Annotated in this window: 17 protein-coding genes; 4 read left to right on the top strand and 13 right to left on the bottom strand. The window is 48.4% G+C overall.

Translation table 11 applies throughout. The annotated features are described in order from the left end of the window. Positions 1-3: 3 nt before the first annotated feature. From B7989_RS02075 to B7989_RS02040, 8 genes are all read right to left on the bottom strand, one after another. On the bottom strand, positions 4-1002 hold the full coding sequence (locus B7989_RS02075; RefSeq protein ID WP_088626960.1) for an ATPase, T2SS/T4P/T4SS family: 999 nt from the start codon (positions 1000-1002) through the stop codon (positions 4-6). 9 nt (positions 1003-1011) lie between these two features. After that, complete coding sequence (locus B7989_RS02070) at positions 1012-2631, bottom strand: type IV pilus twitching motility protein PilT (RefSeq protein WP_088626959.1); 1620 nt, start codon at positions 2629-2631, stop codon at positions 1012-1014. Continuing rightward, the gene (locus tag B7989_RS02065) at positions 2628-3431 is read right to left on the bottom strand and encodes an ABC transporter permease (RefSeq protein ID WP_088627345.1); all 804 of its coding nucleotides are present in this window, start codon (positions 3429-3431) and stop codon (positions 2628-2630) included. Before B7989_RS02065 ends, B7989_RS02070 begins: the two co-directional genes overlap by 4 nt. Then, the gene (locus tag B7989_RS02060; protein WP_088626958.1) at positions 3418-4329 is read right to left on the bottom strand and encodes an ABC transporter ATP-binding protein; all 912 of its coding nucleotides are present in this window, start codon (positions 4327-4329) and stop codon (positions 3418-3420) included. Before B7989_RS02060 ends, B7989_RS02065 begins: the two co-directional genes overlap by 14 nt. A gap of 11 nt (positions 4330-4340) precedes the next feature. Beyond that, positions 4341-4619 carry a hypothetical protein gene (locus B7989_RS02055; protein WP_088626957.1) on the bottom strand — a complete coding sequence of 93 codons (279 nt, stop codon included), beginning with the start codon at positions 4617-4619 and terminating at the stop codon, positions 4341-4343. A 161-nt stretch (positions 4620-4780) separates the two neighbouring features. Beyond that, positions 4781-5536: a geranylgeranylglyceryl/heptaprenylglyceryl phosphate synthase gene (locus tag B7989_RS02050; protein ID WP_158212846.1), complete on the bottom strand. Its 756-nt coding sequence runs from the start codon at positions 5534-5536 to the stop codon at positions 4781-4783. Positions 5537-5676: 140 nt separating this feature from the next. Further along, positions 5677-7278 (bottom strand): FISUMP domain-containing protein, encoded by a 1602-nt coding sequence (locus tag B7989_RS02045; protein WP_088626955.1) that lies wholly within the window; start codon positions 7276-7278, stop codon positions 5677-5679. A gap of 9 nt (positions 7279-7287) precedes the next feature. After that, a complete protein-coding gene (locus B7989_RS02040) occupies positions 7288-8121 on the bottom strand; it encodes a TIGR02147 family protein (RefSeq protein WP_088626954.1) in 834 nt (277 codons plus the stop codon). Positions 8122-8578: 457 nt separating this feature from the next. On the opposite strand from B7989_RS02040, the gene B7989_RS02035 reads away from it, so the two are divergent. From B7989_RS02035 to B7989_RS02025, 3 genes are all read left to right on the top strand, one after another. After that, on the top strand, positions 8579-9523 hold the full coding sequence (locus B7989_RS02035; RefSeq protein WP_088626953.1) for a GSCFA domain-containing protein: 945 nt from the start codon (positions 8579-8581) through the stop codon (positions 9521-9523). Positions 9524-9623: 100 nt separating this feature from the next. Continuing rightward, positions 9624-11045 (top strand): endo-1,4-beta-xylanase, encoded by a 1422-nt coding sequence (locus tag B7989_RS02030; protein ID WP_088626952.1) that lies wholly within the window; start codon positions 9624-9626, stop codon positions 11043-11045. 95 nt (positions 11046-11140) lie between these two features. After that, positions 11141-12529, top strand: coding sequence for an endo-1,4-beta-xylanase (locus B7989_RS02025; RefSeq protein WP_088626951.1), 1389 nt, complete (start codon positions 11141-11143; stop codon positions 12527-12529). A 19-nt stretch (positions 12530-12548) separates the two neighbouring features. Here the strand turns inward: B7989_RS02025 and B7989_RS02020 are convergent, their stop codons facing one another. Both B7989_RS02020 and B7989_RS02015 read right to left on the bottom strand, forming a co-directional pair. Then, positions 12549-13379 (bottom strand): tyrosine-type recombinase/integrase, encoded by an 831-nt coding sequence (locus B7989_RS02020; RefSeq protein ID WP_088626950.1) that lies wholly within the window; start codon positions 13377-13379, stop codon positions 12549-12551. A gap of 18 nt (positions 13380-13397) precedes the next feature. Further along, positions 13398-14990 (bottom strand): ATP-binding protein, encoded by a 1593-nt coding sequence (locus B7989_RS02015; RefSeq protein ID WP_198959533.1) that lies wholly within the window; start codon positions 14988-14990, stop codon positions 13398-13400. A 133-nt stretch (positions 14991-15123) separates the two neighbouring features. On the opposite strand from B7989_RS02015, the gene B7989_RS02010 reads away from it, so the two are divergent. Then, the gene (locus B7989_RS02010; protein ID WP_088627344.1) at positions 15124-15753 is read left to right on the top strand and encodes a restriction endonuclease subunit S; all 630 of its coding nucleotides are present in this window, start codon (positions 15124-15126) and stop codon (positions 15751-15753) included. Here the strand turns inward: B7989_RS02010 and B7989_RS02005 are convergent. From B7989_RS02005 to B7989_RS01995, 3 genes are read right to left on the bottom strand one after another with little or no spacing between them, the layout of a single operon-like run. After that, positions 15724-17235: a restriction endonuclease subunit S gene (locus B7989_RS02005; RefSeq protein WP_088626948.1), complete on the bottom strand. Its 1512-nt coding sequence runs from the start codon at positions 17233-17235 to the stop codon at positions 15724-15726. The genes B7989_RS02010 and B7989_RS02005 overlap by 30 nt on opposite strands. Continuing rightward, entirely contained in the window at positions 17232-18668 is a 1437-nt protein-coding gene (locus tag B7989_RS02000; RefSeq protein WP_088626947.1) for a class I SAM-dependent DNA methyltransferase, read from the bottom strand. Before B7989_RS02000 ends, B7989_RS02005 begins: the two co-directional genes overlap by 4 nt. Before the next feature lie 6 nt (positions 18669-18674). Beyond that, positions 18675-21497: a DEAD/DEAH box helicase family protein gene (locus tag B7989_RS01995; protein ID WP_088626946.1), complete on the bottom strand. Its 2823-nt coding sequence runs from the start codon at positions 21495-21497 to the stop codon at positions 18675-18677. Between the last annotated feature and the right edge of the window lie 284 nt (positions 21498-21781).

The raw sequence follows: 21781 nt of genomic DNA, 5'->3' as shown, positions 1-21781 counted from the left end.
AAATTACCCTAAGCGAGCCGGATTCGAAACGACGCGAACGGCGTCGTCCGGAGAAACATACCCCGCCTTCACCAATTCGGCAAGGCAATCGTCCATGAGCATCATGCCTTCAGAAGCAGAGGCCGCAATAATCGAGGGCAAAGCGTAATATTCGCCGCTACGAATCTTGGAGGCCACGTTCTGCGTGCCGTAAAGGATTTCCCAAGCAGGCACAACGCCCTGGGCACCCGGCAGCAAGCGCTGCACCACCACCGCCTTCAAAACAGAAGCCAGCATATTGCAAGCCATGTCACGATTTTCAAGCGATTCCGACGAAAGCAGCGCATCCAGCGCGCCCACGGCGTTACCCGCCGTCACGGTAAGCACCACCAGGGCGCCAGCTTCGGCAGCACGCAAAACCGGAATCAAGGACTGGCCTTCGAAATTGCCCAGCCAAATCAGGTCGATTCCACTGCGAAGCGCCTGCTCCAGTTTTTCAGGAATCGTACCCGTCGAATTTTCAAGGATCAAGCTGTCACCCTGTTTCACAGGCATTTCAGCTTCCTGGTCCAGCAAGCTCACGCGCAAAATGCCCGACTGGCACAGCGCAGACACGTAAGCGGTACCCGTTGTCGTCTTTCCGCTACAAGCGGGACCACTGAACACGACCAGGCCCGAACGGATTCCGAGCAGGTTCATCAAAGAATCCGGCACGCCCAGTGCCGTAAAGTCCGGGCATTCATCGAGCACCGGGCGGAAAATCGCAGAGCTACCCAGAGCCGTACGGTTGTAACGCACGCGCCACTTGGAACCGCACCACGGGCCACCCATAATCGTGCCCGATTCGCCTTCCATGGAATTCAGGAAGTTGCGAAGCGAACCCGTTTCGACAGCAGGGGCATCGGGAATGGCGCAGACCTTACCCGCCAAGCGCACTGCAGAGGCTGCGCCTTCGGTAATCACGAGTTCAGAGGCGCCCACATTCAGCGTGTATTCTAGCAAAGATTCAATTTCTGTAGCCATAGCACCCCCTTATTTCTGAACCCTGTAAGCGGCAAAGCGGCGGCTGTCGCAGGCGCGCTTCCACGCCTCGGCGCCTTCAATGTAGCCCGATTCCACGCACTTCTGCAAGGAATCGTCGAGCGAAATGCCCTGATCTTTCTGACTGCTGATCGAAGCGGACAGCTGAGAAATTTCTCCGCGGCGAAGCATGTTCGCCATCGTCGAATTCATCTTGGCGGCTTCGACCGCAAGAACCTGGCCCTGATTCTGCACAATCGGAATCAGGTGTTGCACAATGATTCCCTTGAGCTGTTCAGCCAGCGAGTTTGCAAACGCCGTGCGGTCTCCTGCCGGCACCGACGAAAGCAAGCGGGAAAGCAAAGCATGAATGTTGTTGCCCGTGGTCACCGCGAACACCAAGGCGCCCGCGTTCGATGCACGCAGCAACATCGAAAGTTCATCCATATTTTCAAGGTAGTCGAACAGAATCACGTCGGCACCGCTCTGCATGGCAAACTCGACGCCTTCGATACCCGAACGCACATGCAAGCCGACTTCACGCTGGGCTATTGCACCGCGCGGATTCTGGAGAACGCGTTCGATCGGTTTTTCAACCGTCTGAATGTACACGTCGCGGTTAGCGGCAATCGTCTCGGCGAAAGTCGAAATCGTCGTAGAACGACCGCTTGCGGCAGGGCCTGCGACAAGCACAAGCCCGCTATTGAGTTCCACGAACTGGTTGCAGAACGCCGGCAAATACAGGTTTTCAAGCGTGGTCGATTCCTGCGGAATCACGCGAATCGAGACGCTCGGATTCGTGCCATTCCATGTGACCGTAATACGGGCACGGCCAACGCCGGCAAGACCGATCGTCTTGCTGAAATTCTTGCCGACGACAATCTTGTAGCCGTCCGAGAAGCCCTTGGAAGCCTCGTCCAGGCGTTCGTTAATGCGGGACAAATCCAGAGCGTCGTCCGAAGCCACAAAGAGTGCTCCCGACTGACGCATGACCACCGGACGGTCTGCATACAGGTAAATATCGGTTGCGCCGAACTTGCGGGCAAATGCAATGATCTGCGACAGGTTCGTCATCGGACGAATCTTTTCGGGCGCTTCGACGGGAGTGCCTTCTCCGGTCAGAATTGCAAAGCGGCTCGGCAGTTTTTCGGAATCCTCGCCCGAAGCATCTTCTTCGGCTTCGGCCTGCACCTGCACCGTGCTGATGCTGGTCGATTCCAGGCCCGCGACCGCTTCGACTTCCACATTGGAGGTCGAAACTTCGCCATACAGGCTGCTGTTGCCTTCAATCTGCAAGCCTTCGGAGGGAGCGGGCTGTGCAGGGGCTACCGACGGGGCCGAGGCCGGAGGAGCCTCGAAGCGTGCGGTCGACTGCTTTTGCGGAGCCGCGGAAGCAGCACTTGCAGGTGCTGCGGCAGGAGCAGCCGCGCCGCCTTCGGCGGCAGCCTTCGCCTCAAGGTTCTTCACAAAGGCAAGCACCTTGATATACATCGGGGGCGGCAAAATTCCCGCATCCACGAGCACCTGGCCAATATCCTTCTTGTCGGTAATTTCGCCCCAATGCGCCTTAACCTGCGCCTCGGAAACAACCTTGTTATGCACAAGGACTTTCGCCATGTATTGGTTTCTCATAAGAAGTCCCTCCGGCTAAACCACCAGCTTGCAATTGCAAGGAACACGCCGATGTAGCCTAGCGCATAAATGCTATTCCAGAACACATACATATCGGGGAGCGCCACGCCATGCACCACATAGGTCGTCACATTGTAGCGGTACAATCCCGGGAAAATCGCATGAATCACTTCGGCGGCCTTCTGGAACAGCATGCTCGACGTTCCATTCAGTTCGCCCATGCGGGTCGCAAAGCGAACCTGTTCCAAAAGCTGGTCGCTCAAGTGGCCCGCAAAGTAAACGCCCAGCGTAAAGAGAGCGCTAAGCACCGTGCTGCTAAAGCTGCTGAACAGGAGCGCCACCGCAATCACCACCGCCATCTCGCAGAAAATCAGGTAGATGGCCGTAAGCAAGCTGAGCGTCGGGGCAGAGCCCGTCAGGAACAGCATCACGTAGTAAATGGCAGTCAGCAGCGTCAGGTGAACCGCCACCACTGCAAGCAAGCCAAAGTACTTGCCCACAATGAACGAGGCGCGGCTAATGGGCTTCGACAAAAGCGTAAGCACTGTTCTGCGCTGGATTTCCTTTTGCACCAAGCTAATGCCCACGAAAATCGAAATCAACAAGCCCGAAAGGCTCATCACCGAAAGCGTCGTCGACTTGATTACGTAGGCGCGGTCAAACACCGACCATTCACCAAGCACAATGCTGAACAAGGTAAGCGCAATCGCCAAAAAGCCGATGTTATAAAGAATCTTGTCGCGAATGGATTCGCGGAACGTATTGAGGGCAATGATGCCGATATGCTTAAGCGTCTGCACGGGCAATCTCCTCTGTCAAAATGTCTTCGAGACTCGGGCGCTTGTGGTCCATACGTTCCACGGCAACGCCTTTATCTAAACAGTAACGCAACAGGCGGTCGCGGGCAGCATCGTCGGCGCACACGCATTCCTGCGGATGGCCAGCGGGGCTTACGCCCTCGGGCAGTTCCGCCTGCGGAATCGCTTCGCGGGTACGCACGTGGTATTCCACGCCGCAAGATTCCGTAATTTCGTCTACGGTTCCTTCGCGAACGATCTTGCCGTCCACAATCATCGCCACCTTGTGGCTGATCGATTCCACATCGGAGAGCAAGTGGCTCGAATAGAAAATCGTGACCCCCGTGCGGTTCAGTTCCATAATGGCTTCGCGCACATCGCGGCGACCCATCGGGTCAAGACCGCTCATGGGTTCGTCGAGAATCAAAAGCTTCGGCTTGCCGAGAATTGCCTGGGCAATACCCACGCGCTGCATCATACCCTTGGAGTACGAACGCAGGCGGCGGTCGATCCAGTCCTTGTTCGCATGCAGCAAGTCCAGCGACCAGTCGATGCGCTTGTCCAGTTCGGTCCCAGAAAGACCCACCAACTTGCCGTAAAATTTCAACAGTTCACGGCCCGTGAGGTAGTCGTAGAAGTACGGCTGTTCCGGCGAGTAACCGATAAACTGACGGCTCTTCACGTTACGCGGAGAAATCCCGTTCACCAGCACCTTGCCCGAATCAAAATTCAAAAGGCCCGTAAGCACCTTGATAGTCGTAGACTTGCCCGCGCCGTTCGGCCCGATAAAGCCATACACCTGTCCCGGTTCTACACTAAAACTCACATCCTTAAGCGCAAGCTTCGGTTTCATCAAGAAACCGCTGCGGTACGTCTTATGCAAATGTTCAATCTTAATCATAAACACCCCAATCACTTGTCCGAATCATCGGACTTTTTACCAAAGGCCCGTTCCGAGGCTTCCTCAATTTCCCTTTTGCGGCGTTCTTCCCTTTCTTGCTTCTTGATAAAGAAATGGATAATCGCACCCACGGCGTAGCAGGCCACGCCCGTATAGAAAATCGGATTGATCGAATGACCCTCGAGCCCAGGGAAGATATTCAGGACAATGCTGTGTCCGAAAAGCATCAAAAGCACCAACACAAAGCCAAGCGCACGGAGCACATAAGTCACAATCACGAGTTTTTTCATAGATACCTCAAAACTGCACCAAAACGGTGCATTCCTTCTAACAGAAAAATACACAAATATTTGAGTAAAGGAAAAGCCGCTCCCTCAAAAAGCCTATAAAAAAGGAGATGCCCGCTTGCGCGGGCATGACATTTGACAACAAAGGCTCAAAAGCGAGGCGTCTATCCCTTCACATGGATAGCAGCGGCGAATTCAGCCAATAACTTCGGGTCTTCAACCTTTTCCCAGAGAGTCCCCGTCACGATAATGTTCGCGCCGGCTGCCACACGCATAGCGGCAGTCTGCGGATCCTTGATTCCGCCACCGGTAATGATGGTCATTTCGGTCGCCTTGCGGGTGTAGGCGATGTGTTCCACCGGCACGGGTTCTTCGGCACCGCTACCGGCTTCCAGATACACATAGCGCATGCCCATGAGTTCGGCGGCAATGGAATTCACCATGCTGAGCTTGGGCTTGTTGGCGGGCACCGGCATGGTACCGCTAATGTATTCAACCGTGGTACGCTTGCCGCTATTGATCAACTGGTAAGCCGTCGGAATCGCTTCCATGTTCAGGGCACGCACCAAGGCGCCACCGCGAACCTGTTCGTCAATCAGGTAATTCGGATTACGGCCACTCACAAGCGTCATAAAAAGCATCGCGTCAAAGCCGGGCACCACCTGAGAAGCGCCACCCGGGAACAGCACCACGGGCAAGTCCACGTTGGCCTTAAGGGCAGCCACCTGCTTGGGCAGCGTAAAGTTACCCAGGTAAGAGCCGCCCACCAACAAAAGGTCGGCACCGTTTTCGGCGGCCATAGCGCCCGCTTTCACAAAGGCGGCTTCGTCAGACGTATCGGGGTCCAACAGCACGGCAAAAAGCGCACCGCGTTTTTCGATTTCGGCATTCAAACGAAGTTCAGTCTTCCCAGGTTTCATACAATTCCTTTTCTTGCGTCTACTCCGCAAGATACCATAAAGATACATTATTTGTTTCCTCCATGCCACAAAAAAAGTAAAGAAGGCGGGCCGAAGCCCACCTTCTCGTTCACCTCCCGTTCTCCTAACCGCCAAATTCTCTATTCATCTTTAACGCAGCGGACACGCATGACATGATTATCATTATTCTGGCTAATGACCCATTTTCCGTCACCATCGATATAAAGCGCATTATCCTTAGATCCCCCGAGTGTAACATCACCTCGTGCGGGGTCCGGCCTAACTGCGTAAACAATCACGTCTTTCATGGCAGTGCTATCTACCACCACCCCAAATCCCGCAGCGAACAGATACACCCCTATATCATACTCTATATCCAACTTGCCTTCAATAAAGTTCATCAGATTCTGCCACTCAAAACCATTCGGGAGGTGCCATCCGTCAGGACATACGCCCTGGTAATAGCCCTTCTCGGCCTGGACAGAATCCATTATCGCATAGACTCTGTCATAATCAATGAAGCCAGAAGAATCCGTGATATCCCCATCAATGTTCATCACCTCGGTAAACAGGTAGTCACCAGTCCCTTCGCCAAACATCAAATTTTCGCTCATCCAAGTCTGCATTTCGCCATTGATGATATACGTTGCAGTCTTGTACGTTTTCCCGTCACGAGCATCGGTCAGGGAATCGGCGACATAGTCAACGGATTTAACAACGATGTCCCACTTTTCATCGGAGCACTTGAAGTTGAAAATGACATCTTCATTCCTGACGACACGTCCGTCATTACGGGAATCACAATCATCTAAGCCGAGCAAAATCACGGCAAAGTTAACGTAGATTTCTTTTTTCAAAGATGTGTCTCTCGGGAAACCATGCGCCTCGCTCACAATCATATAATCCAAATCTCTAAGCGTCCAATAAATAAAGCGGTCACTTACAGAAGAGGCCACATGGCTCAGGTTTCCCTCTTCGCCCAGTTTTTCGGCAACCTCGTCAAGTTCGCCATAATTCAACAGATCCAGGAAATCTTCAAACATGTCGATTGCCATTACACCTTCAGCGACTTCAGTCGTTTTAATCGTTTCAAAATCGACCTTGTACATTCCAAAAGCATCCAGTACATCGCGCCCCGCTTGCAGTCTGGCTTCGGCAATGGACATTCCCGACTGAACCAAATAACGCAGGCGATAGCCTTCCAGACACGTCAACTTGTTGATTTCGATATCTTTCGTCTCACGCAAATCAACAACGGCCGTCAATCCCGTCCGTTCCGCCAATTGAGATTCCCCGTACCCTCCAAATTGATCCGGACTCACTTCCAGCAAGATATACGGACTATTCAAGGAAACGCTATCGAAGCGGAACTCGCCTCGCGGATTAAGAAGATAGCCCAAATGAACCGATCCAACCGTATCGAACGTTACAGAATCCAGTTCATACATTCTTACAGCAGACGTCTTGTAGCTCAACACGCTATCCGAATACTTGTTCGCAGAATCAAGCATCGTAGACAGTTCCGCCACACGGCCCCTCACCGTAATATTGTTGTACAGCATGGCGATACCCGTTTCTTCCGAGGCGCCACCCATTTCGGTCATCTGCGTTCCATTCTTTTCGGGCGAATGCACCGCGTCTTCCGTAGAGCAGCCCGTCAATAGCAAGAATGTCAACACCGTCGCGGCAAATAGAGCCGCAAAGGCGTAATCGATAAATTCTCCGGCCTTTGTAAACTTCATAAGACTCTCCTAACCCTTTTTATTTTCACCCTTGTTCGTCATCGGGAAAAACTGCATATTCAGGCGATACACCTCGTCTGTCGCAGAATCCCTAGTAGCAATCGCAATGACACGCTTACGGAACTCGGCAATTTCTTGCACGATTTCTTCGTAAGCTTCGCGCGTCACACCAACAGTCACCCCCGAGAATTGGCGTTTATCTTGCGGCACGCCCTCAATTGTATCAAGAGCAAACTCGCCCATCTGACGATGCAAATTACGAACAGCCAAGGGAGTCACTTCCATGGGGCCCGTCGTAACCGACTTTTCAGTCTGTTTATAATTGCCGTCTTCATCTTTTTGAAGCAGGCCAGCCTTCACCAAAAAATTGAGCGTCTCGGTAACTTCAGCCGCACTCACCTTGGCACGACACGCATGCGCAAGCGCCAAGGGTTTCGCCCCGGGCATGGCTGGCGCCAGCTCGCGGAGCACTGGATTTTTCCAGTCACCGAAAAAGCGGAAAGCCTCGCCTTCCAGAATTTTTGCCTTGTGCGCCTCGGCTATGGCAAGCATCTTATTGAACGCAGCCTTTTTGTCGGAATCCTTTTTGGCGTGGTCAAACTTGACCATTTCGCAGAAATATTCCTGCTCGTAATCCACAAGGTGCATTGCAACAGCCACACGGAATGCGGCCTCATCGCTCAAGTTAAAGCGTCCTTCGCTCACGTATTTTAGGTAAACAGGTGACGAGAATCCCGCCGCACGGGCGAACTCCTGCCAAGTAAACGCGGATTTCGCCTTTTTGTCGGCGTAATAATCCGCGATATACTGGCGGTAGCCCGTATAAGTTAGAATGTCTTCCACCTATTCCTCCTGCCCGATCCCAAATTAAACCCACATCACAAAATGTGTCGGACAAGAATGAATATACAATAAAATTTTTAAAAAGACAATAGTTTTACAATATTTTTTATTGAATTTCATTAAAATTTGCAAGTTTTTGCAATTTCTACACAAAAATTAGACGTATTCTACAATATAAAACTCTTTAAAATCAGACGGCAAGCGCCCCCTATGCCACACGGATTGTACTTAAGTACTAAATGCTAGGCTCAAAAACAGGCTTGCAAGCAATCCTGCTTCACTCGCCTTACGCATTTATTTGATTTTACTAACGTAAAATCTAACAGACCACCTTTCAACAATTGCGCACGACAAAAAAATTCTTCAATATTTATTATAAAAAGAAAAAACGTTAGTTTTTTCGAATCCGTGTGACACCCTAAGCACTTGCAAATAAAATTCTACTTAAATTTGTAACATGGACTTCTTCACGAAAATCGACATTCCCGCCGCAGATTTTAAAATCGACTACACGAGCCGTCTGGCCTTTTTCGGTTCTTGTTTTGCGGACAATATCTCGGCTCAGTTTGCGGAAAGGAAATTCCATGTTCTCGTAAACCCGTTCGGGACAGTCTACAACCCGGTTTCTTTGGCAGGTCAAATCAAGGCGATTGCCGACGGAAAAATTTTCGGAGAAGAAGATGTCTTTCAGGACACGCGATGCGACGGCCTTTGGCATTGCTGGGACGCGCACAGTTCGCTTTCGGGCGCAACAAAAGAGGAATGCATCGAAAAGCTGAATGCCGCAACGGCACAAGCCCGCGGATTCTTGCAAAAGGCGGACACCGCCTTCATCACGCTCGGCTCCGCATTCGTCTACTATTTAAAGGACATCGACAAGCCCGTATCGAATTGTCACAGGCAAGACCCCCACCTATTTGAGCGCAGGCTGATTTCCGTAGAAGAAGCCTCGCAGTCCATCCAGAAAATCGTCGCCCTGCTCCGCGACACGAATTGCAACGTCCACATCGTCTTTACCGTATCACCGCTGCGCCACATGAGCGACGGTGCCCACAACAACACACTTTCTAAATCGACATTGCAACTCGCCATCCACAGTACCACCATAGATTATTTCCCGAGCTACGAAATCGTGATGGACGAACTGCGGGACTACCGTTTTTACGCCGAAGACATGATTCATTTGTCTAAAACCGCCGAGGAATACATCTTTGAACGGATGACAGAGACCTACTGCGACAGCACCACCCGCGAGAACATGGCGAAAGTGGAAAAGTTCCTGAAAATGGCGAATCACCGCATTCAAGACGAGAGCTCCCCCGCCACCCAGGAGCTCAAGAAAAAACTTGCGGCTCAGGCACTTGAACTTGAAAAGCAGATCCCAGGGCTAAAATTAGGCTAAAAAGCGGAACCTTTCGTTTCGTTTTCTTTACCTCTCTTTGCTTATTTTTTGATTATTTTATATAGCTGAGTGAGTGGTGTGGTTCAGAAGAGGTAAAACAATGAGAAAGAAGCTTTCCTTCTCGGGCTTTGCTATTGGCATCGCCCTTCTTGGCGCTGGATTCACGAGCTCCTTCGCCGCAGACGAAACCCTTAGATCGCTGGCCGATAAAAACAATATCTATATCGGCGCCATTCTGAATTCGCAGTGGTTTGGCGGTGGCCTCCCAGGCAACTACGAACAAATTCACAAGACACAGTTCAATATTGTCGTCGCCGAAAACGAGATGAAGTTCGACGCCACCGAACCTAGCGAAAACAGGTTCAACTACAACAACGGCGACAAGATGGTCAAGTACGCAAAGCAGAACGGCATGCGTGTCCGTGGCCATGCCCTCGCCTGGCATAGCCAGGTCCCGAACTGGGTAAACAACTACAAGAACGACAAGAAAAAACTGCTCTCTGTTCTCAAGAACCACATCAACAACGTGGTCGGACACTGGAAAGGCCAGGTGGATGAATGGGACGTGGTGAACGAGGCCATCAGCAACAACGAACCCCAATGGCGTTCCTATTCCGTGTGGTACCAGGGAATCGGCCCCGAATTTATCGACTCCGCCTTCGTGTGGGCGCACGCCGCCGACCCCAACGCGGAGCTCTGCTACAACGACTACAACTTGGAACAGGGCGTCAACCCGAAAGCCAAGGCAGGGTTCTTGCTGGAACAGGTGAAGCGTTGGGTCGCAAACGGCATTCCTATCCATTGCGTAGGTTCGCAGACCCACGTGGAAGACACCACCACCGACAAGCACTTTATCGGCTCGCCGGACAGCCTGCGATCCCTTGCCAAGGAACTTGCAAAACTCAACATCAAGCTGAAAATCACCGAGCTCGATATCGGATTCAAGAGCGGGATCAACGTGAGCAAGAGCGATCTTGAACGCCAAGGCCAGACTTTCCGCCAGTACCTGGACATTATCCTTGAAGAACCGAATGCGGACACCTACCTGATTTGGGGCGTTTCTGATAAATGGAGTTGGCTTGGCGGCCTGAACAGGCAAAAGGGTCTCATTTACGACGACAACTTGCAACCGAAACCGGCATTCGACAGCATCTTGGTGAGACTTAAGACGTATGAACCGCCGCAGGATACGGTAAAGCAGGACACTACGAAAACCGACACGACTAAAACGGATACAACCAAGACAGACACCACCAAGAAGGACACGACATCGAACGATTCCACAATCGCAATCAAGAGCATTGCCGGCATGAGCAGTCTTTCGATGCACCTCTCTGACCGCACGCTCTTTATTGCAGGCGCCACCGCCGCCAAGGTCGACGTGTTCGACATGCAGGGCCGCCCGGTATTCAGCGCAAAGAACGTGAAGGGTTCTGTCGACTTGAAGGTTGCCGAAGGCATGTACGTGGTTCGCGTGCGCGACGGCTCCAAGAATCTGATGCAAAGAGTCACCATCAAGTAAGTTTGCAACACCTCTCTAATCACAAGGACTAGGATTGATATCCTAGCCCTTTTTATTATCTTTAGCGACGGTGTACTGGGATGATAGAGGAATTTATGAAACATACTCTGTCATTTTCGCGCATTGTATTTAGCGCAGCTCTTTTAGGGGCAGGCCTTTCTAACTCCTTCGCCGACGAAACCATCCGAGACCTCGCCAAAGAACGCGGGCGCTTTATCGGGACCATCCTGAACAGCGAATGGTTCAACGACGCTATTGAACCTGAATTCGAAGAAATTCACAAAACCCAGTTCAACGTGGTCGTCGCCGAAAACGAGATGAAGTTCGACGCCACGGAACCGAGCGAGAACGAATTCAATTTCGCGAAGGGAGACAAGATGGTCGAATACGCCCAGGCCAACGGACTCCGCGTACGTGGTCATGCCCTCGCCTGGCATAGCCAAGTCCCCGGCTGGGTGAACAACTACAGCGGTCAAAAGGAAAAGTTGCTCAGCGTACTCAAGAACCACATCGACAACGTGGTCGGTCACTGGAAGGGTAAAATCGCCGAATGGGACGTAGTAAACGAAGCCATTAACGACGACTACAATCACGACTGGCGTTCTACCGGTTCCGTGTGGTACGAAGGCATTGGCCCTGAATTCCTGGACTCCGCATTCGTATGGGCGCATGCCGCCGACCCCGATGCAGAGCTCTGCTACAACGACTACGCCGTAGAATGGGGCATTAACGAAGGTTCCAAGGCGGGTTTTGTATTGGAACAAGTCAAGCGCTGGAAGGCAAATGGCATTCCTATTACTTGCGTAGGCACGCAGACACATATCGAAATCGCCCACGAAACCACGCCGCAGAACGTTCGCGCATTTGCCAAGGCTCTCGCAGAATTGGACGTTACATTAAACATCACCGAACTTGACATCGGGTTCCCGAAAGGATCGGCAGGCAAACTCACCGCCGCAGACTACGAGAAGCAAGGGCATCTGTACCGCCAGTTCATGGACGTTTTCCTCGAAGAACCGAACATGGGCGAATTCGTGATTTGGGGACTCACCGATGCTCACAGCTGGCTCGACGAGCAGCAAGGCAAGACCGAAGGACTGCTCTACGACAAACAATACAAGCCGAAGCCCGCCTACGATAGCATTATGGTCAGCCTCAAGGCACACCCGGCATCTGAAGTAAAATCACCGTATCCAGATTCTCTATTTGACGCGCCATGCGACGGCAATTGCGGAGATTCCTCTGAAGCAATCAAGAGCATTGCCGGCACGAGCACCCTTTCGATGTACCTCAGCGGTCGCACGCTCTCCATTGCAGGCGCCACTGCCGCCAAGGTCAACGTGTTCGATATGCAGGGCCGCTCGGCATTCAGCGCAAAGGACGTGAAAGGTTCCGTCGAACTCAGCGGACTTTCCGAAGGTTTATTCGTAGTCCGCGTGCGCGACGGCTCCAAGAGTCTGATGCAGAGAATTGTGGTCAAGTAAAATTACACAAAAAAAAGTTCTACCACGTCACCACCTTATTCACGACTTCACGCTGTTCGCTTGCTGTTTGGCGCAAATAAATACGAGTCGTTTCGATATGTTCGTGCCCCATAAGGTCGGCAAGCAAAGCGATGTCGTTTCGCTTTTCCAAAAAGTTCTTAGCAAAGCGGTGGCGAAACGAATGAGGATAAACAACGGCTTCATCTAGGCCATACTTCTTTGCGAACGCTTTCAGTTGTGAGGCAATCCCCCGCGGAGTAATCTGCTTGCCAAAACGATTCAGGAAAAGGTATCCGCTGGATCGGCCTTCACTTTCCAACCAGCGCAAAGCTTCTTTTTGCAAAGTTTCCGGAATGTAGAGCCGTCGCAGCTTTCCGCCCTTTCCGTAGATGTCGAAATATCCGCACTCCACATGTTCCACCTTGAGTTTCACCAGTTCGCTCACGCGGGCGCCCGTCGCCGACAGGAACCACACCACAAAATACCACTTGGTTTGGCCATCTTGCAGCAGACTCGTCTTCAAGAATCTGTAATCGGCATCGCTAATGACATTTTCCAGAAAACTTTTTTGCTGAACCTTGACATTCTTGACTCGTAGTTTTGATTTGCCTGCGTAATCCAGATATTTATTGATGCCCTGGATCCGCAAATTAACGGTCTTGGGCTTGAAATTTTTCAGAAGAAAACTCTTGTAATCAGCCAGCGACTTACGACCGAACCGTCCGAAATGCGACTTGAAGAAGTCCGCTGTCCAGCAATACGAATCCATCGTATTGACAGCAAGGTTCTGCCCTTCCAGATACTGGTAAAACGAAGGTCTTTCGGCAAGGTAGAAAACGAAACAATCCATCGCAAGTATCTCCTCTCCTTATTGAAAAAGGTCTGCTGCCGTCACACATCCTTGAACACAGGATTCATATTTCCCTTTAGCCAATCCAAAGGGGGTAATCATGGTCAGGTGCAAAGTCTTGTTCGTTCGCACATTCTCTCTAAAAATATCACGTCGTTCTTTAAGCCAATCTGCATAATCTTTTTTGATTTCAAACGGTCGATCGCAATACTTGATTTCGCATAAGTCAATCACCCTATCGCTCCGATCAATAACCAAATCTATCTGTGCGCCGTTCTCTCCTTTTTTAGTCCATGAGCAAACATCACTTGCAATCCCTGATATGCCCAAAGTTTTTTTTATTTGGTTTATATGGTGTATGCAAACCTGTTCATAAGCGTAACCTAGCCAAGCATTGCGTTTGCCATCGGGCAAATGACTCCAGGCATTTTCATCCATGCCGTTATAATTCTTGACAAACCGCACAAAGAACAGTGTGAACATGTCCGTCAGCTGGTATAACGCTTCGTTTTTTCTTTTTCCGAAAGATTGATAATGCCGAATAAAATCGCATTTTTCCAAGTTATCAAGAACTATCGAGAAAAAACCATTGTCCAAAAGTTTAAGATTCGACATCATCTCGCTACGAGTCATGCCAATCATTTTTGACGATAAAAGTTCCACAACTTTCTTGTATGCTTGTGCCTCGCTATAAAGCGAGTTAAAAAGGAAGTCATATTCCGTTTTTAACACCGCGTTACGCTTAAAAAACAGGTTGTCTATATTTTGCCGCAAACTTAAAGAGGGGCCCAACAGAGACAAATAATAAGGAACTCCACCCAATACCATGTAAGTCTCGATAACTTCCATATCGGACCAGTCAAAGCCCATATAAGTCAAGTATTGACTTGTTTCGTGCAAGGTGAACGGAGAAAGGCAAATCGGCATTGTCACACGATTGTGCAAACCGCCCTTATCACCTAGCAGTTTATTAATCATCCAGGTTGTGGCGCTGCCACAAACAATCAGCTTTAGTCGATTGCAATCAGAACCCCAGCTGTTCCAAAACATTTCAAGAGCCTTTAGGAAATTCGATTTGGGTGTATCGAGCCAAGGCAATTCATCAATAAAAACGACAAACCGTTCCTTTTTTAAGGATTGCAGATACTCTTGAAGCTGATCAAAAGCCTCAAACCAATCTTTAGGCGTGTTCCTTCTCTGTTTACTGTATTTCAGTAATTGCTTTTGCCAATTTTTCAATTGTTCAGAACGAGAGACCTGATAGACTCCAGTCGTATAAAAATCAAACGAGCTTTCAAAGAACTGCTTTACCAGAAAAGTCTTGCCGATTCTCCTGCGACCATATATCGCGACAAACTCAGCTCTTTCACTATCCACACACCTTTGGAGAACTTTTTTCTCCTCATGACGCCCGATAATTGAGCGAATTTCGCCAAAAATGCCCGATTGCACTGCGGAAAGTGCACCTTTCACCCCACTTTCCGCCATGTAATAAGCACTTTTTTCGCAAATTGAGCAAATTTGCGGCATTTTGATACTAAAAATTAGGGAAAAATAGAGTTTGCCGGCTGATTTTGATGCGGTAAAAGTCGACACATTCTGCTTGCTCATATACTACCTCACTCCGTTTACACGCTATAAAAAACGGACTACTGCACAAATATACACTATTTTAAAAATTTGTCAAGAGGTTTGGAATTTTTTTGAAAAAAAAATTGTAAGACATAACCCCCATTATGAGAAGATGGGTTTAGACGAAAGACGAGAGACGAAAGACGAGAGAGATTCTAACTACAAACGTCATTCCCGCGAAGGCGGGAATCTCCTTGCTCCAATAAGCAAAGATGAAATTCCGTTTGATATACCTGAGAATTGGATTTGGTGCAGATTGGGGGATATTCTTGCTCCAATGCAATCAACAACTCCTAAAGGAGCATTTTTTAAATATATCGATATCGATGCAATAGATAATTCCACTTGCAGAATTAAAGCACCAAAAATGATTGAATCAAAAAATGCACCTAGCAGAGCTTCACGATTTACTAAAAAAGGTGACATACTATTTTCTTTAGTGCGTCCATATCTTCGTAATATTGCAAAAGTTACCGAAAATGATTGTATTGCATCAACAGGATTCTTTGTTTGTTCGCCCATCATTGTCAATTCTGACTTTTGTTTTTTCCTATTGACTAGCAATTATGTTGTTGATGGTTTAAATCAATTTATGAAAGGCGATAATTCACCTTCAATAAGTTCACAAAACCTTATTGATTTCACTATCCCACTTCCTCCGCTAGCTGAGCAATCTCGCATTGTAACAAAGATTGAAGAACTGTTTTCTGCGCTAGACCAAATGGAGAGAAATCTCGTTTAACGAAGCAAAGATTTCTTCTATTTTGTTCACGATTCTTTTTTGCTCCGCCAAAGGCGGGAGTGGAAATTCTAAATCGTATATTGTGTGCGGTTTAAGTTCCTTTTGATTTGTGGAGCCTTCTCCGTTTTTTTCCAAATATGATTGTTTATTTTTCAAATAAGAATAGAGGTAATTTGAATTTACAACAGATGAGCGAATCGTTGTCACATGGCTATCAGGAACGATTCCTTTTATTCCTTGAGGCAAATCAACATTAAAATGGCCTACACGTCCTAATGTCCCTGTACCTGTTGAATTGATGATAACATCACCCTTTTGCAGAAATTCTTCTTTAGGATATTTATTTAGCGTTGATTCATCTAAATAAAGAGCCTTCTCCAGTGAAACGGGACCATCTTTTTGATTGCATTTTTGAGCAAAAACCAATATATTACTTTGTTCAATGTATTTGGGTGATTTTCCTCTTTTTATTGGTTTGCACACATCTCCCAACTTAACCCATTCCCACGAATCCGGTATTTCAAAGGGAACATCGGTCAACTTCTCATAATGGGGGTTATCACGTGTTATTCGTTCTAGCAAAACGCTGGCGGGTTCGTCGGATTTGTTTTGGGGGACGAGTTTGCCGTGGATGGCGAGGTCAAGGATTTTTTGGCGGGTTTGCTTGATGTGGGTTTTGAGGAGTTCCTTGTTATTTTCGATGGAATCAATTTCGGCGAAGGCTTCCTGAATTTTTTCAACAATACGCTGTTGCTCTGCTAATGGGGGAAGAGCGAATAAAAATTTCTTTATAGATTGCAATCCAACATTAGCTTGTGTGGTTTTATTTATATAACGAGGAATCTCAATCTCTTGAATCAAAGGGGATTGTAAAAGAGCACTGACGTACCTCGCATCCATATGGTTTTTACAAGGTTTTATCGTTGCACAAGAATATGAGACAAGAAAATCTATATCCGTTTCAACAGTTCTTATTACACCAATAGTTCCATAACGAGGGAAAATAATATCACCCCTTTCTGGTTTACATTTTTTTGATAATTGTAAAAAATCTTCTTTTGAAATTTTTTTTGCCCCAGCAAAATCAATTTTGTTATTTGCAACAAAGTTAAGCGGAGAAATATACGGAATCCCATTGTCACAAACAGCAGGCATTTTATGGTCTATATCAGCAATATCAAAACAAACGCATTCTAATCTACACCATGTCCAATTCTCAGGTATTTCAAAGGGAATTTCTTCTGAAATGTCCTTGGGCTTCGCATTCTCAAGTTGCTCAAACCAGACTCCGTTTTCACAATAGATGCGAGATATCGGGACAAATCTCTTCGACTTCTTACCCTTCGGCTGGCTCAGTGCGCTTTTCGCATCAGAAATTTCTTTCAGCAAATCAGCGGCAGTGCCGTCGCTTTTGAGTTGTTGCGTGAGCTTTCCGCGAATGGCGAGGTCGAGGATTTTTTGCTTCAGGAGTTTCGTGTTCATCCGTCGATTCCCTTGAGCATCTTGGCGAGTTTTTCGGAGTGGGCGGCAATTTCCTTCGCTTCGTCCTTGATGTTTGCCAAAAGGTCGGCAAGCGTTACGTCTTCAATATCGTCCTTGTCCTTAATCCAAGTTATGTCGAGGCTCGTCTTGTCGCGGGCCAAAAGATCCTTGACATCATACTTGCGCCAACGCCCGGTCGGGTTTTCTTCGCTCCAAGTTTCTTTGCGTTTAGCGATGTTCTTTGCATTGTAGCAATTCACAAAATCATCAAGATCGCTGCGTTTCAGGGGTCTTGTCGCAAGCGTGTGTTTGACGCCTGTACGGTAATCATAGAACCAAGTTTCCTTGGTTGGGGTTCCCTTGACAAAGAACAGCACATTTGCCTTCACGCCGTTCGCATAGAAAATTCCCGTGGGGAGCCTGAGAATTGTGTGGAGGTTGAACTCGGTCAAAAGTTTTTTGCGGAGCGTTTCACCCGCACCATCTGCAAAGAGAACATTATCCGGCAACACCACGCCCGCACGGCCACCATCCTTGAGCATCAACATCATGTGCTGCAAAAAGTTCAGCTGATTGTTGGTCGTCGTGACAATCAAGTCGGTGCGCATGGTGGTAATATCCACGCTACCTGCCGGACGCGTTCCGAAAGGCGGATTCGCCAAAATAACATCCACCAAATGTTCAGGTTCGTGCTCCAAGGAATCAACGCACTTGACAGGAGTCGTATCCGGGCTAACATCGTGCAAATAAAGGTTCATGCTCGCCAAGGTCACCACCAAAGGCGTGATGTCATTACCGCTAAGAGCCTTTGTCTGCAGGAACTTCAACTTTTCGATATCGTTGCTCTGGCGTTTCATGTAATCGTATGCGGCAAGCAAAAAGCCACCCGTTCCACAAGCGGGGTCTGCAACGGTTTCCGTAATTTTCGGAGCCACGACATCGACCATGGCGTTAATAAGCGGACGCGGAGTAAAATACTGCCCTGCACCGCTCTTTTTATCTTGTCCGTTCTTTTCAAGAATGCTTTCGTAAATAGCACCCTTGATGTCGCCTTCCATGCTGAACCAATTTTCTTCATCAATCATGTTGATGAGCTTTTTAAGCATGGCGGGCTTTTGAATCTTGTTCTGCGCTTCGGTAAAGATTGCACCAATCAGACCGTCTTTGGATTTGAGCGTTTCAAGAATTTTTTCGTATTTCGCCTGCAAATCCGGACCGTCAAGAGAAAGCAAATCTTTCCAGCGATTGCCCTTGGGAATAGCACTACCCAATCCGTAGGATTCCTTTTCTGCATCCATCTTCAGGAACAGCAAGTAAGTCAGCTGGATAATGTAGTCGGTAAAGCCCACTCCAGCCGCCGCCAGCACATCGGCCATATTCCAGACCTTTTTTGTCAATGTCGTTTCGGATTTTACTTCAATCTGTTTTTTCATCTTTCTTTACTGGAACATGAACTTTGTCAGGTTCTGGATTTCGGTATTAACATTTTGCGGGCCGAAGAGTTTTGCCGCCTGTAAGAATAGAGGTTTCTCATACTGCATCAGGATTGGCACCGAGACGCAACCGTTCTGCACAACATATTGAGCAATCCTCTTAAGCACTTGCTTTTGATCTTCGTTTAACACGCGTTGATTTTGACCGCAATATAATTCAAAAAGGCTGGCAGAAGTGCTTTGCAATGAATAAAGCGACTCTTTTTGCCCCAAAGCGTAACGCACCAACTGTATAAGGTTCGTCAAAAGGCCAACTTCGTCCTTTTCTAGGTCCTTTACTTTTCCGGCCTTACCCACTTTATTCACGGACAATGTCTTATAGCAAGTCCAAAGATTCTTCTCGTTCAGCATCGGGTTAAACTTTTCGAGTTTGCGCTTCAAATCCGAGAGCATTTCGTAGGTAATGGCAACATCTTCGCTGTTGTAGATAATGCGCAGAGCTTCCACTTCATCACGATTCTGCTCAATAAAATCCTTAAAGATTTCCGCATACTTTTTAGATTCATCAATGCTGAAACCGGAGTAAACTAGACTATCAGTGCCTTCATGCTGAATCTTGATAAAGCCACGATTGATTTCAAGAAGAATTTTGCGAACCTTGACATTGTTGATGACAGCAGAAATCAATTCTCTGCGCTCAATATTAGCGTCGTTGATGTCCTTGTATTCCGGTAAAGGATGCGTCGAGAATTCGTTCTTACCTGTGAGGGCATCATAAATTCGACTTACAAAGAAATACAGGGATGTTGGAGCCAGCAACTTGTTAACTTCGCTCAAATCTTCCTGCTCCGCCTTGTTGTTTATTTTCGAGAGATAACCCGCAAACAAATTCAAGTGTTCATCAGGAACTTCGCCATGGGCCAGGCGTTCCATCAATCTTTCGAGTCCCAAGGTCTTGTGAAATTCCGCATCGCTAGTCGCACCCGGAAGCTTCATTTCGTGTTCGGTAACGCCAACAGCATCGACTAAGTAAAAACAGTCCTTGCTCGTTCCGTTCGGAGTTGCAAGCTGGAACTTGTCATCGTCCATCGTTCGGCAACCGCGACCCTTCATCTGCGTGTAAAGTACGGCGGAATTGATATCGCGCATGAACACTAGGACTTCCAAAGGTTTCACATCTGTACCGGTCGCCACAAGCGTCACCGTCACCGCAATGCGAAATTCCTTCTCGTTCCTGAAATCGGAAATCAGCTGATTGGAATTTCCTGCTTTACAAGTAATCTTCTGCACGAACTTTTCGGGAAGCTTGAGCCCCACCTTTTCAAATTCAACGGCAAAGGACTGTTTGATGGCCTCAATGATGTTGTCAGCGTGGCTGTCGGTCTTTGCAAAGAAAAGCGTCTTGGGAATATATTTCCAATTGCGGACAGGGTCATCGCTCAAACGTTCCGGGTAAAGCGACGAATAAATGGCTTGCTTAAAGGAGTCAACTACGAGCCTAATCTGTGCCGGGTTCACGACACTGCGGTCTAATTCGGTACTTTCGTACTTTTGGTCCTCTTTCTGAATTTTCTTTTGCTTGGAGCCATCCAAGAGCGTAATGCGCTCTACGTGTTCGCCTTGACCGATTGTCCCGCCCTGCGAACTGACTAGGGTCTTGATTCGGAATACGCGCGGGGGTACGTTCACGCCATCGCGGATAGAATCTTCGAGGGTGTACTCCACCACCGTATTCTTGTTGAAGAACGCGTAAGCCTCTTCGGTCGGAGTCGCAGTCAATCCAACAACACGAGCCGTATTGAAATAATCGAGCACCTGTTTCCATTTACCATAAATGGAACGGTGGCATTCATCCACAATAATCAAATCAAAGGCATCTCTTGCAACCTTCAAATCTTGCGGAAGTTCAATACTTACGGAGGACTGATCGTTCGTTGAGTCGCCATCAAGTTCTGATTCGTCATCGTCGGTATCAACAAAAGTTTGCCCGGTCAAAACAGCATAAAGACGCTGAATGGTAGATATCACCACATGGGACTTTTCGATATCCTTCACGTTGTGAAGACGCTGAACGACATACTCGTCGCTAAACGGAATTCCCGTTTCCGTAAGTTTATACATCCCGAACTCACCTTCGGCCTGCTTGCCAAGGTTGTTGCGGTCCACCAGGAACAAGACTTTTTTAGCCGGGGTATAATTGAGCAGACGATACGCCGCTGTGCATGCGGTAAATGTTTTACCAGCACCCGTTGCAAGAACAATCAAAGCCTTTTTCTTGCCATGCTTAAAGCTCAGTTCCAAGTTGCAAATTGCATCGTACTGGCATTGGCGCAAACCTGCTTTGGCCTTCGTCTGCACTGCGGGGACTGCAGGCATTTTTGCAAATTCAGATTTAAGTTCCGCACGGGTCGCAAGCTCTTTCGGCGTGAACATCTTTTTGAGTTCAACAAACTCTAGTGGTTCGCCAGCAGCAAAATCCCTTCGGTCGCAGAACAGCAGTTTGTCTCCATTGCTCATGAAAAGGAATGGTAGAGGCGTAGACCAAGTTTGACACCAAGATGGAAGCCCGATTGAATAACCAGCAACTTGATCTGCTACCTGAGTTCCTAAATTATTTTCTGCGCGTTTTGCTTCCAATACGCCGATTGCTTTGCCATCCAAGAATAAAATGTAATCGGCTTCTTTTTTCCCTATTGTGATAGCTTCCATGACGGCTTGCGCATTTTGTTTTTCTGAATACTCAGAACGCGAAACAACGGCCCAACCGGCAGTGGCGAGCTTTTCATCTATCAATACGCGTGCTTCTTCTTCGGGCTTTAATTCACTCATGAATTTCTAAACCCTAAAATAACTTATTTTCTAAAAACAGGAAATGCCCGCCTACGCGGGCATGACAAAAAAGCAGGGATGAAAGTAAAAAGTCCCCCCCCCGCACTAATGCGGGGAGCGCCTTTTTTACACTTGTTTCCAGTGTTTGAGTTGCGAAAGGTGTTTATCAAAGAACGCTCGGCGTTCCGCATCAGGGGTATTTTCGGGATTAGGCATATGCGAAAGCAGAAAATCAAGAAAAAAAGGCTGCGATTCATTTCGCAGCCCTTTTAATTTCATGACTT

Source organism: Fibrobacter sp. UWB5, from assembly GCF_002210295.1.
GTDB lineage: Bacteria > Fibrobacterota > Fibrobacteria > Fibrobacterales > Fibrobacteraceae > Fibrobacter.
The sequence above is the reverse complement of the archived record's forward strand: the minus strand, read 5'-3'. Positions and strand labels throughout refer to the sequence as shown.